Origin of the sequence: Flavobacterium sangjuense (assembly GCF_004797125.1) — a bacterium.
GTDB classification, from domain to species: domain Bacteria; phylum Bacteroidota; class Bacteroidia; order Flavobacteriales; family Flavobacteriaceae; genus Flavobacterium; species Flavobacterium sangjuense.
Window position 1 is genome coordinate 210,229 of the sequence record NZ_CP038810.1, and the last position, 15,479, is coordinate 225,707.

General features: G+C 35.7%; 15 protein-coding genes. 9 read left to right on the top strand and 6 right to left on the bottom strand.

Features of this window, described 5'->3' with window-relative positions:
• Window positions 1-2: 2 nt before the first annotated feature.
• Window positions 3-2,504 carry a type I DNA topoisomerase gene (gene topA / locus GS03_RS00840; RefSeq protein WP_136150688.1) on the bottom strand — a complete coding sequence of 834 codons (2,502 nt, stop codon included), beginning with the start codon at window positions 2,502-2,504 and terminating at the stop codon, window positions 3-5.
• Between the two features lie 214 nt (window positions 2,505-2,718).
• On the opposite strand from topA, the gene miaB reads away from it, so the two are divergent.
• The 9 genes from miaB (at window position 2,719) to groL (ending at window position 10,999) form a co-directional block, all read left to right on the top strand.
• Window positions 2,719-4,173, top strand: a complete 1,455-nt coding sequence (miaB, locus tag GS03_RS00845) for a tRNA (N6-isopentenyl adenosine(37)-C2)-methylthiotransferase MiaB (protein WP_136150689.1) — start codon at window positions 2,719-2,721, stop codon at window positions 4,171-4,173.
• Between the two features lie 2 nt (window positions 4,174-4,175).
• Complete coding sequence (locus GS03_RS00850) at window positions 4,176-5,438, top strand: sigma-54 interaction domain-containing protein (protein ID WP_136150690.1); 1,263 nt, start codon at window positions 4,176-4,178, stop codon at window positions 5,436-5,438.
• A 53-nt stretch (window positions 5,439-5,491) separates the two neighbouring features.
• Window positions 5,492-6,322 carry a hypothetical protein gene (locus GS03_RS00855; RefSeq protein WP_136150691.1) on the top strand — a complete coding sequence of 277 codons (831 nt, stop codon included), beginning with the start codon at window positions 5,492-5,494 and terminating at the stop codon, window positions 6,320-6,322.
• 61 nt (window positions 6,323-6,383) lie between these two features.
• Complete coding sequence (locus tag GS03_RS00860; RefSeq protein WP_136150692.1) at window positions 6,384-7,217, top strand: hypothetical protein; 834 nt, start codon at window positions 6,384-6,386, stop codon at window positions 7,215-7,217.
• A gap of 41 nt (window positions 7,218-7,258) precedes the next feature.
• Window positions 7,259-7,762 carry an LptE family protein gene (locus GS03_RS00865; RefSeq protein WP_136150693.1) on the top strand — a complete coding sequence of 168 codons (504 nt, stop codon included), beginning with the start codon at window positions 7,259-7,261 and terminating at the stop codon, window positions 7,760-7,762.
• A gap of 9 nt (window positions 7,763-7,771) precedes the next feature.
• A complete protein-coding gene (locus tag GS03_RS00870; RefSeq protein WP_136150694.1) occupies window positions 7,772-8,614 on the top strand; it encodes a tetratricopeptide repeat protein in 843 nt (280 codons plus the stop codon).
• Window positions 8,615-8,617: 3 nt separating this feature from the next.
• Window positions 8,618-8,950, top strand: a complete 333-nt coding sequence (gene secG, locus GS03_RS00875) for a preprotein translocase subunit SecG (protein ID WP_136150695.1) — start codon at window positions 8,618-8,620, stop codon at window positions 8,948-8,950.
• Between the two features lie 120 nt (window positions 8,951-9,070).
• Window positions 9,071-9,346, top strand: a complete 276-nt coding sequence (locus GS03_RS00880) for a co-chaperone GroES (protein WP_136150696.1) — start codon at window positions 9,071-9,073, stop codon at window positions 9,344-9,346.
• Window positions 9,347-9,367: 21 nt separating this feature from the next.
• Window positions 9,368-10,999, top strand: a complete 1,632-nt coding sequence (gene groL, locus GS03_RS00885; RefSeq protein WP_136150697.1) for a chaperonin GroEL — start codon at window positions 9,368-9,370, stop codon at window positions 10,997-10,999.
• 49 nt (window positions 11,000-11,048) lie between these two features.
• On the opposite strand, the gene GS03_RS00890 is transcribed toward groL, so the two are convergent.
• The 5 genes from GS03_RS00890 to GS03_RS00910 all read right to left on the bottom strand — a co-directional run bounded on the left by GS03_RS00890 (window position 11,049) and on the right by GS03_RS00910 (window position 15,453).
• Window positions 11,049-11,729, bottom strand: coding sequence for a DedA family protein (locus GS03_RS00890; RefSeq protein WP_136150698.1), 681 nt, complete (start codon window positions 11,727-11,729; stop codon window positions 11,049-11,051).
• 86 nt (window positions 11,730-11,815) lie between these two features.
• Window positions 11,816-12,535 carry a DUF2490 domain-containing protein gene (locus tag GS03_RS00895; protein ID WP_136150699.1) on the bottom strand — a complete coding sequence of 240 codons (720 nt, stop codon included), beginning with the start codon at window positions 12,533-12,535 and terminating at the stop codon, window positions 11,816-11,818.
• A 62-nt stretch (window positions 12,536-12,597) separates the two neighbouring features.
• Window positions 12,598-12,939: a heavy-metal-associated domain-containing protein gene (locus GS03_RS00900; protein WP_136150700.1), complete on the bottom strand. Its 342-nt coding sequence runs from the start codon at window positions 12,937-12,939 to the stop codon at window positions 12,598-12,600.
• Between the two features lie 39 nt (window positions 12,940-12,978).
• Window positions 12,979-15,000: a TonB-dependent receptor plug domain-containing protein gene (locus GS03_RS00905; RefSeq protein WP_136150701.1), complete on the bottom strand. Its 2,022-nt coding sequence runs from the start codon at window positions 14,998-15,000 to the stop codon at window positions 12,979-12,981.
• A 51-nt stretch (window positions 15,001-15,051) separates the two neighbouring features.
• Window positions 15,052-15,453 carry an HYC_CC_PP family protein gene (locus GS03_RS00910; RefSeq protein ID WP_136150702.1) on the bottom strand — a complete coding sequence of 134 codons (402 nt, stop codon included), beginning with the start codon at window positions 15,451-15,453 and terminating at the stop codon, window positions 15,052-15,054.
• Window positions 15,454-15,479 lie beyond the last annotated feature (26 nt).

The window sequence follows — 15,479 nt, forward strand, 5'->3', positions numbered from 1 at the left end:
GATTATTTCTTTTTAGCAGGTGCTTTTTTGGTTGTTGCTTTTTTAGCAGCTGGTTTTTTTGCCGGTGTTTTCTTCTCTATCAACTCTTTCACTTGTTCCAAAGTCAATTTTGAAGCATCAACATCTTTATTTAATTCAATCTTGATTTTGCCTTTGGTGATTACTGATTTTCCCCAACGTGCTTTTTCAACCAGGATTCCTTCTTCTTTCCAATTGTGGATTACCTTATCGATATTCTTTTGTAATTTCTCTTCTATCAATTCTTCTACATCAGCTTGCGATAGGTTATCAAAGTTGTATTTTTTACTTACATTGATAAAAATCCCGTTCCATTTCAAGAATGGACCAAAACGACCAACCCCTTTTTGAACCGGCTCATTCTTATAAGTCGCAATTGGTGCATCAGCCTGAGCTTTTTCATTTATCAACTCTTGCGCTCTATCCATAGTAACATCTAATGGATCTTCGCCTTTTGGTAACGAGATGAATTGTTTTCCGAAACGAACATAAGGTCCAAAACGACCATTGCTTACTTCAACTTCTTCTCCTTTATATATACCAAGGTTTTTTGGCAACAAAAATAAATTCAATGCTTCTTCTAAAGTGATGCTGCCAATATTTTGCTCCTGACGCAAACTTGCGAATTGTTTTTCTTCATCGTCAGCTTCTCCAATTTGGGCCACCGGACCAAATTTTCCTAAACGAACCAAAACCTGTTTACCTGTTTTTGGATCTTTACCTAATATTCTTTCGCCGCTTTCACGTTCAGCATTTTCGCCTACTTCAAGAACATTTGGATGAAACTTATCGTAGAAATCCTGCATCATCTTCGCCCAATCAATATTTCCTTCGGCGATTTCGTCAAAGTCCTGCTCTACTTTAGCCGTAAAATTATAATCTAAAATCGCAGCAAAATTCTTTACCAAAAAGTCATTCACAATTGTTCCAATATCTGTTGGGACTAATTTCCCTTTATCAGAACCTGTATTTTCTTTTAAAATCTTTTCGTCAACTTTATTTGCCTGAAGCATAAGCTGCGTATATTTTCTTTCTACACCTTCTAGGTTTCCTTTTTCAACATACGTTCTAGCTATGATAGTAGAAATCGTTGGCGCGTAAGTCGATGGACGACCAATTCCTAATTCTTCTAATTTCTTTACCAAAGAAGCTTCTGTATATCTTGAAGCTGCTCTTGTATATCTTTCGGTTGCAGTGATGTTGTTGTTTAATAATCTTTCATTCACTTTTAATGCAGGCAACATTCCTTCTTGTTCTTCATCGTCATCATCATTACCTTCTAAATAAACTTTTAAGAAACCTTCAAATTTGATTACTTCTCCCGATGCCTGAAAAACTTCTGAATGATTATTAGCTTCAATTTTTACGTTGGTTCTTTCCAATTCAGCATCGCTCATTTGTGAGGCCAAAGTTCTTTTCCAAATCAAATCGTATAAACGCGCCTGATCTCTTTCAACATTCACAGAACTGCGTGACATATCTGTTGGACGAATCGCTTCGTGTGCCTCTTGTGCACCTTTACTTTTATTACTGAACGTTCTCGGTTTTGAGAACTCTCTTCCGTATGATTTGGTAATTTCAGCTTCAGCAGCAGCCATCGCTTCTTGTGACAAGTTTACACTATCCGTTCTCATATACGTAATCAAACCGGCTTCGTATAAACGTTGCGCGACTTGCATCGTAATTCCAACCGGCAAATACAATTTACGTGCGGCTTCCTGTTGCAAGGTTGATGTTGTAAACGGCGCTGCTGGTGATTTCTTTGTTGGCTTGGTTTCTAAATCGGCTACTTTATATGTAGAACCTATATTTTTATTTAAAAAATCTTCTGCTTCCTTTTTGGTTGCGAAGTTTTTTGGCAATTTAGCTTTTACTACTTTTCCGGCTTCGTTGGTGAATTCTGCAGTCACCGAATAAGAAGCTACTGGTTTGAATTCCTGAATTTCTCTTTCACGTTCAACAATTAAACGCACTGAAACCGATTGCACACGACCGGCAGATAATCCGCCTTTTACTTTTTTCCATAATACAGGCGAAAGTTCGTATCCAACCAATCTGTCTAAAACTCTACGTGCTTGTTGAGCATTAACTAAATTATAATCGATTTCTCTTGGATTATCAATCGCTTTTAGGATGGCGTTTTTGGTAATTTCGTGGAAAACAATTCTTTTGGTTTTGCTTTTATCTAATTTTAATTCTTCCGCTAAATGCCAGGAAATGGCTTCTCCCTCGCGGTCCTCATCGGAAGCTAACCAAACCATATCGGCGTTTTTAGCTAGTCCTTTTAGTTTGGTAACCAAAGCTTTTTTATCTGATGAGACTTCGTATTTTGGCTTAAAACCATTCGCAACATCTACCCCTATTTCTTTGGAAGGCAAGTCGGCAATGTGACCATAACTTGACTCCACTTGGTAATCGCTTCCTAGAAATTTCTCGATTGTTTTTGCCTTTGCTGGTGACTCAACGATAACTAAATTCTTTGCCATATCCCGATTGTTTGTGTCGGCAAAAGTAATTGTTTTTTTTAAAAAACCGTTTTATTGCTATTTTTTAACGATTAAATGCAAAATAATTTTCAGAATTATACCTTAATATAGTATCTCTTTTCTCTTTCCAAATCTTTTGTTAAACCTCAACTGCCATCTTGTCATATTTTATAATTTAGTATTATCTTTGCTGTCGCGAAAGTGATTTATTATTATGGAAAAGGAAATTGACGAGAAAAAACAAGGCACCAGTCTTGTTTTGGAACATAAAAAAGAAAACACCAAAAAACTATTTATAGAAAGCTATGGCTGTGCGATGAATTTTTCGGACAGTGAAGTGGTAGCTTCCATATTGACCAACGAAGGTTATAACACTACAACTATATTAGAAGAAGCCGACTTGGTTTTGGTAAACACCTGTTCTATTCGCGATAAAGCAGAACAAACCGTTAGAAAACGTCTGGAGAAATACAATGCCGTCAAGCGCGAAGTAAACCCTGGAATGAAAGTAGGTGTTTTGGGCTGTATGGCAGAACGTTTGAAAGAGAAATTTCTTGATGAAGAGAAAATCGTCGACATGGTTGTTGGTCCGGATGCTTATAAGGATTTACCCAATTTGTTAAAAGAAGTCGAAGACGGCAGAGATGCTATCAATGTAATTTTATCGAAGGAAGAAACCTATGGCGATATATCGCCGGTGCGTTTAATGAGCAATGGCGTTACCGCTCTTGTTTCTATTACTCGCGGTTGTGATAATATGTGTACATTTTGTGTAGTTCCTTTCACCCGCGGACGTGAACGCAGTCGTGAACCTCAAAGTATTCTTGAAGAAATCAAAGATTTATGGAATAACGGATTTAAAGAAGTGACGCTTCTTGGTCAGAATGTAGATAGCTATCTTTGGTATGGCGGCGGTTTGAAAAAAGATTTTGATAAAGCTTCCGAAATGCAAAAGGCGACAGCGGTTGGTTTTGATCAATTATTAGAAATGGTTGCGGTACAATTTCCGAAAATGCGCATTCGTTTTTCAACTTCAAATCCACAGGATATGCACGAAGAAGTGCTGCATGTCATTGCCAAATATCCAAATGTTTGTAAACATGTTCATTTACCTGTTCAAAGTGGAAGCGACAGAATTCTAAAAGAAATGAATCGTTTGCACACGCGTGCAGAATATTTACAATTGATTGATAAAATTCATCAAATCATTCCTGATGCTAGTGTTACACAAGATATGATTGCCGGTTTCCCAACAGAAACGGAAGCAGATCATCAGGACACTTTGAGTTTGATGGAAGCTGTGAAATATGGTTTTGGCTATATGTATTCGTATTCCGAACGTCCGGGAACATTAGCCGGTAGAAAAATGGAAGACGATGTAGCAGAAGAAACAAAGTTGCGCAGACTACAGGAAATCGTGGATTTACAACGTATTCACAGCGGAATCAGAACCAAAGAATTTTTAGGCAAAACTGTAGAAGTTTTGGTAGAAAAAGTTTCTAAAAAATCAGATAAAGATTTATCAGGGCGAAATTCACAAAGTTTTATGGTTGTTTTCCCAAGGGAAAATTATAAAATCGGTGATTTTGTCAATGTGAAAATTACCAACTGTACCAGCGGAACCTTGATTGGTAAGGCTGTTGGATACAGTGAAATGCAAATTAGCTAATCATGGAAACCGTTCAAAGCATAAAACAACGATTTGAGATTATTGGGAACGACCCAAAACTGAATCGTGCCATAGAAAAAGCCATACAGGTTGCTCCTACTGATATTTCGGTATTGGTTGTGGGTGAAAGTGGTGTCGGTAAAGAAAGTATTCCTCGAATTATTCATTCGCTTTCGCACAGAAAACACGGAAAATATATAGCAGTAAACTGTGGTGCTATTCCGGAAGGAACCATTGACAGTGAGCTTTTTGGACATGAAAAAGGTTCGTTTACCGGAGCCAACGCCGAACGTCAAGGTTATTTTGAAGTGGCTGATGGCGGAACAATTTTCCTGGATGAAGTAGGCGAATTGCCCTTGTCAACACAGGTGCGTTTACTTCGTGTTTTGGAAAACGGCGAATTCCTAAAAGTGGGTTCATCAAAAGTCCAAAAAACCAATGTTCGTATCGTTGCAGCTACTAATGTGAATTTATTTGAAGCGATTGAAAAAGGAAAATTCCGTGAAGATTTATACTATCGTTTGAGCACTGTTGACATCCCTTTGCCGCCATTGCGTGACCGAAAAGATGATATTCATTTATTGTTTCGAAAATTTGCTGCCGATTTTGCGCATAAATATAAAATGCCGCCCATTAAATTGAGTGATGAAGCTATCCAATTTTTGCAAAAATACCGCTGGAGCGGAAACATCCGTCAGCTTAGAAATTTTGCCGAACAGCTTTCGGTTTTGGAAACCAATCGCGATATTTCATTGGCAACTATACAATCGTATTTACCGGTTGAAGGTAGTAATTTGCCTTCGGTTATTGGCGGAAAAAAATCGGAAAATGATTTTTCTACCGAAAGAGATATTTTATACAAAGTCCTTTTTGACATGAAAAGCGATTTGCATGATTTGAAAAAGCTGACTCTAGAATTAATGCAAAACGGAAGTTCCAAAGTGCAGGAAATGAATAAGAACTTGATTCAGAAGGTTTTTGGCCAAAAAGAGGAAAGTGTTTCTAACTTTACGGATGAACCGAGATTGAATTCCATTTCTTCACAGAATGAAGTAGAACAAGAAGAATTTGACGATGACGATGATACTAATTACCTAATGGCAGAAACCATTGATGAGGAAGAAGTATTGAAATTAGAACAAAAAGAAATTGAACTTATCAAGAAGTCTTTGGACCGTCATAAAGGCAAAAGAAAAGCCGCTGCAGATGAATTAGGCATCTCTGAAAGAACACTTTATCGAAAAATTAAGCAGTACGACCTATAAATTTTTTATTTGTCAAATACCTTTTTACGTTTACGCCACCCAAATTTATAGTCATGAAAAAATATGTATTCCTTTTTGTTTTAGCTATTACCTTATTCTCATGCAGCAGCGATGACACCTCTTCTATACTTGTCAATCCTGAATTGCTTCAAAGAGTCGATTTCTATCCTAATACTGCCAACGAAACACGTTGGAATTTTAATGATTCTGGTATATTGGATCACATTACAAAAGCTGACGGAACGCTGATTGAAAAGTTTATTTATGACAGCAACAACAATGTTATCAGGGACACCAAATATAATAACGGCTCAATTGTAGCTGATTATGTAGTTACCTATAATTCTTCAAACATCATAACCACCATCAACGGTCAAGCCTATAATTACATCTATAGTGCTGCAGGTTTCAGATATTTCTATAGCAATGCAACTGAAAATTTCAATTGTGAAATTAATAATGATTTGTTGCTAACAGAATATACATATAGTAATTCCGTTTCTCCTGAAAAAAAATATGAAGCGGTTTACACCAACAGCAATATGATTTCTTTTCAGAGAACAACTAACGGAAGTGTTGATTTAGTTCGAAATTACAGTTTTTTAAATGTAATCAATGGAAACCCTCTTCGTAATGCCTGTTTAGGAGTTTTAAAATTAAAATCTTTGACTGATCCGGAGTTTTTCAAGGATGGAATTTTTTCAAGATCAGTACTTTCATCATTGAGTTTTGAAAGCGGCAACTCCGCTCATTACAACTTCGGTTTGTTAATTAATTCTCATAATTATTTATCACAGCACGACATTGAAGTCTATGATGGCGATACGTTTGTTGAATATATCAATTATTCGAAATACTACTATCAAGGCGATGATCTTCCATAATTAAGAAAAAAATATTTTCTTACTTTTATTTTCTTACTTTTATAGAACTAAAGTACTCGCTATGAAAAAGTTCTATTTTCTAATCAGTTTTGTTATTATTTCTATTTCATGTAGTTCTGACTCATCAGAAGTTACTGTTAACCCAAATTTATTGCAAAGAGTTGACTTCTATCCGGGAACTTCTATGGAAACAAGATGGTTTTTTAATTCCGATGGTTTGCTATATGAAATAACAAAAGCAGACGGAACCATTGTTCAGACTTTTACTTATGACTCCGATAACCGATTGGCTGGTTACACAGTTTTTAACGCGGATGCAACTAGCAGTACCCATACTTTTAGTTATGACAGTGATGATTCTGTTATCTCAATTGACGGTGAATCATTGAATTATGATTCTTCTTTGAATGCCTATATCTTCGGTGACTTAACCAATTATTATACTTCTATTACTATTAACATTGATAAATTATTGACTTATACCAAAACTGTATGGGTAGATTATGATTGGGATGGAACACCTGTTGAAATAATAAATTCTGAATTGGGTATACAGTATTCAGACAATAACATGGTATCCTATTTCCCTAATGAAAGCTGTAATTATTTCACTTACGATAACAAAACCAATCCATTAAGAAATGCAACACTAGCGATTTGTAAAGCATTTAGTTTTTCTACTACTATGCCTTGGCCGGATAACAACTGTATTTCAGCTAACAATGTACTTACTCATGACTATTGTTCAGAAGATCCGGAAAGTGAAGTATTTCATTATACATTCAACGCAAATGATTTACCTTTAACACAAACCAGAGACAATTATTATCTGGGAACTTATGAGAATACAACAACCTCCATTAATTACTATTACCAAGGCGATGCTCTTCCATAATTCAAAATAAAGAATTACTTTAGCGGTCTTTAATTGTTTCCATGAAGTTTTTTAAATTGCTTTCTATTTTTATTCTTGCTGTCAGCATAAACAGTTGCTCTGTATATAACTTTACAGGTGCAAAGCCAGTCGATGGGAAGACATTTCAGGTGAATTATTTTCAGAATAATGCCGACTTAATTGAGCCCGGAATTGAACGAAGATTTACCATCAGACTTCAGGAAATTATTCAGAACCAAACTAACCTGGATTTGACCAATTCCAATGGCGATTTGCTTTATGAAGGCGAAATTGTAGAATATAGAATAACACCTATGCAGGCCACAGCTTCTCAAACTGCGGCTCAAAGCAGATTGACTATTTCGGTTAATGTTCGTTTTAGCAATAAAAATAAAGAAGCCGACAATTTTGAGAGACGCTTTTCTTTTTACAGAGATTATGAAGGAAGTTCACTTCCAACCGGCTCAGTATTAAACGACTATATCGATGAGATTTTTGAGCGTATAACACAAGATGTTTTTAATGAGTCGTTGGCCAAATGGTAAATTCATAAGATGAACTTAACAGATTACACATATTTACTCAACAAACCTGAAGCTATAAATGACAGGTACGCTGAAACATTGGACAATGTTTTGACTGCGTTTCCTTATTTTCAAAGTGCCCGTGTGTTGAAGTTAAAACATCTGTATAATCAGGACAGTTTTAATTATAATTACGCTCTGAAAGTTTCTGCTGCTTATACTACGGACAGAAGTATTTTATTCGATTTTATCACTTCCGATTCTTTTGTATCTGTACAAAAAGGCTTGTACGAAAAGAAGTTGGAAGAACTAATGAACATGAGTGTCATTGGAAGCGAACATATCATTGTAGAAGCCAATCAGCCTATTGTTGATGCTTTAGAACAATCTATTTTAACTTCTATCAAAGAAGCTACGGCCACAGAAGAACAAAAAGCAGAAGAAAAATTAGCTATCGGAAAACCATTAGAGTTTTCTAAAAACGAGAAACATTCGTTTCAGGAATGGTTGCAATTATCACGATTAAAACCAATTGTCAGAGAAGACTCGAGCGATAGCGAACAGACGCAGCAAATTAAATCTTCATTTGCTGATGACAAGAAGAAAAAATTAGATTTAATCGACAAATTCATCGAGAACAATCCGAAGATAACTCCAATAGCAAAAGACGCTACAGTTCCGGTAATAGAAGTCATTCCGGAAGATACTTCCCACTTGATGACCGAGACTTTAGCCCGAGTATATTTAGAACAAAAAAAATATTCAAAAGCAATTCAAGCCTATGAAATATTAATTTTGAAATATCCGGAAAAAAGTAGTTTCTTTGCAAACCGAATTTCGGATATTAAAATTTTACAACAAAATAATAATTAAGTAATGAGCACATTTTCAATCTTTTTAGTATTAATAACAATAGTTTGTTTTTTATTGATCATAGTAGTTATGGTACAAAACCCTAAAGGCGGCGGTTTATCATCTTCATTAGGTGGTTCAACACAAATGGGTGGTGTTCAAAAAACAACTGACTTTTTAGATAAAAGTACTTGGACATTAGCAACTATATTAATTGTTTTGATATTATTATCAAGCTTAAGTTTCACAGGAAGCACAAGTGATGCTAATTCAAAAATCATTGATGATACAGAAGCTGCTGCTCCAAAAACAGCAACTCCGGCTCCGGCTAAACCAGTTGAGACTCCAAAAAAATAATTTGCATTCAAAAAATATAATGCCAGCACTGACATGCTGGCATTTTTTTTAGAAAAAATGCCGCTTGGCACAATTTCTGACTAGCGGTAACCAACATTAAAATAACATAAAAACATAATTATGGCATTAAATATCAAACCTCTTTCAGACAGAGTTATCATTGAACCTGCAGCCGCTGAAACGCAAACAGCTTCCGGAATCATTATTCCTGATACGGCAAAAGAAAAACCGCAAAAAGGAACTGTTGTAGCTGTTGGAAACGGTAAAAAAGACGAACCTTTAACAGTTAAAGTTGGCGATGTTGTTCTTTATGGAAAATATGCCGGAACTGATTTAAAGTTCAATGGAAAAGATTACCTAATCATGCGTGAGGATGACATCTTAGCAATTATATAATTCAAAAAAAACTAACATAAAATGGCAAAAGATATAAAATTCGATATTGAGGCTCGCGACGGTTTAAAACGTGGTGTTGATGCTTTAGCAAATGCAGTAAAAGTAACTCTTGGACCAAAAGGTCGTAATGTAATTATTGGAAAATCATTTGGAGGACCAACCGTTACCAAAGATGGTGTTACCGTTGCAAAAGAAATTGAATTGAAAGACGCATTAGAAAATATGGGTGCGCAAATGGTAAAAGAAGTAGCATCAAAAACCAATGATTTAGCTGGTGACGGAACTACGACTGCAACTGTTTTGGCTCAGGCTATCGTTAAAGAAGGTTTGAAAAACGTTGCTGCCGGCGCGAATCCAATGGATTTAAAGCGTGGAATTGATAAAGCAGTTGAAGCTATTGTGGCTGACCTTGCAAAACAAGCTCAGGTTGTTGGAAGTGATTCTGAAAAAATAAAACAAATTGCTTCTATTTCCGCAAATAATGATGAAGTTATTGGTGATTTGATTGCAACTGCTTTTGGAAAAGTAGGTAAAGAAGGTGTTATCACTGTCGAAGAAGCAAAAGGAACTGATACTTATGTTGATGTTGTGGAAGGAATGCAGTTTGACAGAGGTTATTTGTCTCCGTATTTTGTTACCAATCCAGAGAAAATGGAAGTAGAATTAGAAAGACCATACATTCTTTTATATGACAAAAAAGTATCTTCTCTAAAAGAGTTATTACCAATATTAGAACCAGTAGCACAATCCGGGAAACCATTATTAATTATTGCGGAAGATGTTGATGGCGAAGCGTTATCGACATTGGTGGTAAACAAATTACGTGGTGCATTGAAAATTGCTGCTGTAAAAGCTCCTGGTTTTGGTGACAGAAGAAAAGCAATGTTGGAAGATATTGCCATACTAACCGGAGGAACTGTCATTGCTGAAGAAAGTGGTTATACTTTAGAAAACACTACTTTAGAAATGTTGGGTACCGCTGAAAAAGTAACTATTGATAAAGACAATACAACTTTGGTAAATGGTGCCGGAACGGCTGACATGATTAAAAATCGTGTAAACCAAATCAAAGGTCAAATGGAGTCAACGACTTCTGACTATGATAAAGAAAAACTACAGGAACGTTTGGCTAAATTAGCTGGCGGTGTTGCTGTACTATATGTTGGTGCTGCTTCTGAAGTAGAAATGAAAGAGAAAAAAGATCGTGTAGACGATGCGCTTCATGCGACTCGCGCTGCGGTTGAAGAAGGAATTGTAGCTGGTGGTGGTGTTGCTTTATTAAGAGCAAAATCAGTTTTGGATAAGCTAAAAGCTGACAATGCTGATGAAGCTACAGGAATCCAAATTGTATCACGTGCTGTTGAAGCTCCGTTAAGAACTATTGTTGAGAATGCAGGATTAGAAGGTTCTGTTGTCGTTGCAAAAGTTTCGGAAGGGAAAGCCAATTTTGGTTACAACGCCAAAACAGACGAATATGTTGATATGCTAAAAGCCGGAATCATTGATCCTAAAAAAGTAACGCGTGTAGCCCTTGAAAATGCTGCCTCAGTTTCAGGAATGATTTTAACTACCGAATGTGCATTGGTGGAAATCAAAGAAGAAAATGCTGGTGGCGGAATGCCAATGGGCGGTGGAATGCCGGGAATGATGTAATTCACATTCTTTAGAATAAAAAAAAGCCTCAATTTCTTGAGGCTTTTTTTTATTCTTGCTTTGGTGTTTTCTTAATCATCTTCAGGAAAACCGGAAACGTAGAAACTAATATTATTCCGATAACGATTTTCTCAATGTGATGTTTTAAATCGATATCAAATTTCTCTAAAAACATTCCATATAAGTAATGCCCGGAGAAAATAAGAGTAAATGACCAAAGGAATGAGCTTACAATGTTGTAAAACATAAACTTCTTTTTATCCATAGTCACAATTCCGGCAACTATAGGCGCAAATGTTCTGACGATTGGTAAAAAACGCGCGAAGATTATCGCTTTTCCACCATATCTTTCAAAGAAATCTTTAGACTGAATCAGGTATTTTTTCTTGAACCAAAAGCTATCTTCTTTTTTATATAAATAATATCCGCTTCTTTCACCAAACCAATATCCCATCATATTTCCTAAGATTCCTGCAACAGCAACCAATACTGACAACAGTGTCACATTAGCAATATCTGATGGTATGACAGCAAAGTTCTCAACTAAATCCCGACTGTATATTCCTGCTAAAAAAAGTAAGCTATCACCAGGCAAAAAGAAACCGGCAAACAAACCTGTTTCGGCAAAAACAATAAACAACACAATCCACAAACCAACTTTTACACCACCAATAGACATGGTTATGTAAAATTCGGGATTTAGTAATTGCATCCAGTCAAAATCACTCATGGATTATAAAATTAAGTGGGTAAAAATTTCGAGCGTGAAAGTACTCCTTTTTTTTGGGATATTGCTATATTTTCACATATCGATAACTAATGCTTTTGCAAATCTAAATTTTGAAGTAACGATACCGAAACGGTATGATTCATTACATCATTACCAGAACTGGATGTAACAAACTGATTCATATAACCCAATTCTAATCGAATGTTGTTATTGTAATTCAATCCAAGTCCAATTAGAAACCTGTTTTGATCGATAACTTTTGAATTAATTTTATTGTCGCCTAAATTCAGAAAAACTTCATCCTGAACAACAGCATAAATTTCTTCGTTACTTGATCTTATATTTGCGATGTGAAATAAATTTCTATTCAAATAACGGAATCTGTTCTGATAATTCGTAGTGTTTTCAGTTGCTAATTGCTCAACCCATCGTTGCTCTAATCGAAATCTGTGAATGATCGTGTTCTTATTCTCATTCCATTTTTTATTGAACTGGTATTGTTGCCAAAACCTGTTTTCTCTGTAAAATTTATCCAACGAAGCACTATAAGTATTGACTAAAGCATAGCCGCCACTTATGTTTTTATATGGTGACAAATAATAGATCCCGCCTATTCTAAATAAATTTTGAAGATTTTGTTGCAGCTCATTGTCAAGCCTGAATTGCGCTTCAATATGATAACCCCATTTTTCAGAAACCTTATATTGCCCGGTGTAAGCAAACCAAACTCTTTGGTCCTCAACTGTTTTTTGAGCTAAACAATTGCTATAAATTAGCAATAACAAAACGATTCCTAGCTTTTTCAATTTCTTTTTTTGGTAAAAATAAGAATAAAAAAAACTCCTTAAAAATTAAGGAGTTTTTAAAATTATTTTCTTTCATATTTACAACAGCTATGAAGATTTTCATAAACCTCATCTGTTGCTTTAACATCTTCAGTATCATGACCAACTTTGGCAACGGCCTTTTTTACATCAAGTAATGAACATTTTTCTTCATTTATAATTACATGCAGCATATGGTCATCAATATGCCAATCGGCACTTTTCACACCTGCAACAGAAAATGCTGCTTTCTGAATTCGCTTTTTACATTGTTCGCAATTGCCATTTACTTCAAACTCATATTTGGCATTTTTGTTTTTATTGTCTTGTGCTTGTGTTGAAAATGCTACAAACAGTAACATCATTCCTAAAATTATATTTTTCATTTATGTTGAATTTAGTTCAACATCTTTCGATGCTGAAAGTTATTTTATTTTAAATCGCAATCCTGCGTAATACATCTGACCAAATACCGGCGCATATACAATTGAAGTGTCAAAATTTGGGCCAAACGGATTATCACTGCCTAAAATGGCTTTGTCCTGACGATAATTTCCAATATTTTCTCCACCAATATACATTTCAAAGGTACTCGAAAAAGTTCGGGTAATTTGCGCATTCATTACCGCAAAAGAAGGGGAAAACTCAGGCAATCTGTCTTGCTCCGGATTGCTAGCTGTGTTTGGCAATTGCTGTTTCCCCAACCAATTGGTAGTGAAATCGAATTTCCATTGCTTGCCTTTTTCAACGATGTGTGTTTCATATTCCAAATTCACAAAGAAACGATGCTTTGCCTGCAATGGTCTTTGAAAAGTTCCCGAAAGATAATCCGTCGAAATGTCATAATATTTATAAGCCGTTCTCAAATTCAAATGCTTGATGATTTCCAAATTGAAGTCAAGCTGCAAACTATTAGCATACGATTTACCTTTTAGGTTATAAAACAAAACCTGTTGCGGCGAATTCATAACATCTATAACTGCCTGGTTTTGAAAATCGGTTCTGTAGAAATCAACAGTTGTATCAGCATTCATTCCAAATAGTTTGAAATTTTGAGTAAAACTCAGACCGTAATTCCATGCAATTTCCGGATCTAAACCATACACTTTCCCATTCGTATCCAAAACAGAAAACGTCCTTGAGCTGGCAAATAAGTTTTGGTTTTCAGCAAATATATTCGCAGCACGTTTTCCTCTTCCGGCAGAAAATCGAATCACAGCTTTTTCCCAAGGATTGTATTTTACATGCAGTCTTGGTGTGAAAAATGCGCCTAACCTATTGTGATAATCCATTCGTCCGCCAAGAATATAGCTAAACTTATCGTCGTCGTCATAAGTATATTCAAAGAAAGCACCGACCGAATTATCGATTCTGCTTACATCTGAAAGATTTACAAACTCAGCATATTTATCATAGGTAAAGTTCAATCCTGTGGCAAATTTATTCTTTGTATTGCTGATAATCGAATTGAAAATCAGATTCGAATAATAGCTTTGCTGCTTGATATTGTATTGGTTCAAACCAAAATACGATTCCTGATTATGACTGGTAAAAGCATTTTGAAATCCGACACTTTGATACAGCATATCTTTCCAAACATATCCTATTTTTGATGAAAAATCCAGTCTTTCGGTATTGATTTCTGAACCCCAATAATTGGTTGTCAATCTATCTCTGTCAGCATCAAAATCGAGTTCTCCCGTTTGCTTTTCATCATTCATATAACGAAGATTCAAAAACGAAACCCAACCTGTATTCGGATTGGAATATTGCCAACGATTGGCGATGTTGAATTGTTTTCCCAATGGATTATCCAGAAAACCGTCTTCGTTCATATCGTTTTTGGCGACTCTTGCATTACCGTGTAAAAACAAACTCGTTGCCCAATAATCCGAGACTTTACGATTGAAATGAGTATTCAATTCAAAACGGGAATCGGTCGAACCATAAGCATTCAGAAAAAACGGAATATCTTTTAGAGGTTTGATTAATTCGGTATTGATTTGTCCCGAAATACTTTCGTAACCATTAACAACGCTTCCTGCACCTTTGTTGATTTGGATACTCTCCACCCAAGTTCCCGGCGTAAAAGACAAACCATACGCCTGAGAAGCGCCACGAACCGATGGAATATTTTCTTCGGTAATCATGATATAAGGACTTGTCAAACCCAACATTTTGATTTGTTTGGTTCCTGTCAAAGCATCCGAAAAATTGACATCGATGGATGGATTGGTTTCAAAGCTTTCGGCCAGATTACAACAAGCTGCTTTAAGCAATTCTTTACTTGTTACCAATGTCATATTGGCCGTTCCTGAAATTGATTTTTTTAGTCCTTTTTTACTGGCTTGAACGTTTACCGTTTTCAGAGTGTCTTTTTTGACATCTTCTTGTGAAAAAGTAACGGTAGAAACCAACAATGTAAGGAACAACATTGTATTTTTCATTTTTTAAATTTTAATATTCGTGATTAAGTGAGTACTTATCGAATACTAAAATCAGGCATAAAAAGTATATTGGCTGTATAAGAGATACAATGGCGGTGTATGCGCATCGCTGTAGTAAGTAAGATTATCTCTTTGTTTGAAGTTGTTTTTTGAAACAAAAATTGCAGGTTTCCAGTCATGTGTAACCGGAATAAAATCAGCGTCAAATGATACCGATTTTACGATAATCTGGTCTGATTTAATTTCAGCTTTAATAACTTTATCATTGCAGCATTCCGAATCTTCCTCAACAATTCCGCAGCATTCGTCTAGAGTTTGTTCAACGGCTGGAGCTGCATTTATAGTTATAGAAGCGATTTCATCATCACAATAATGTACATTGAAAGCTAATCCCAAATTGGAAACCAACAGGAGAGCTGTCAATAAAATACTAATGTGTTTTCTGAAAATCATGGGGCAAAGTTAGTAAAAACCATTGG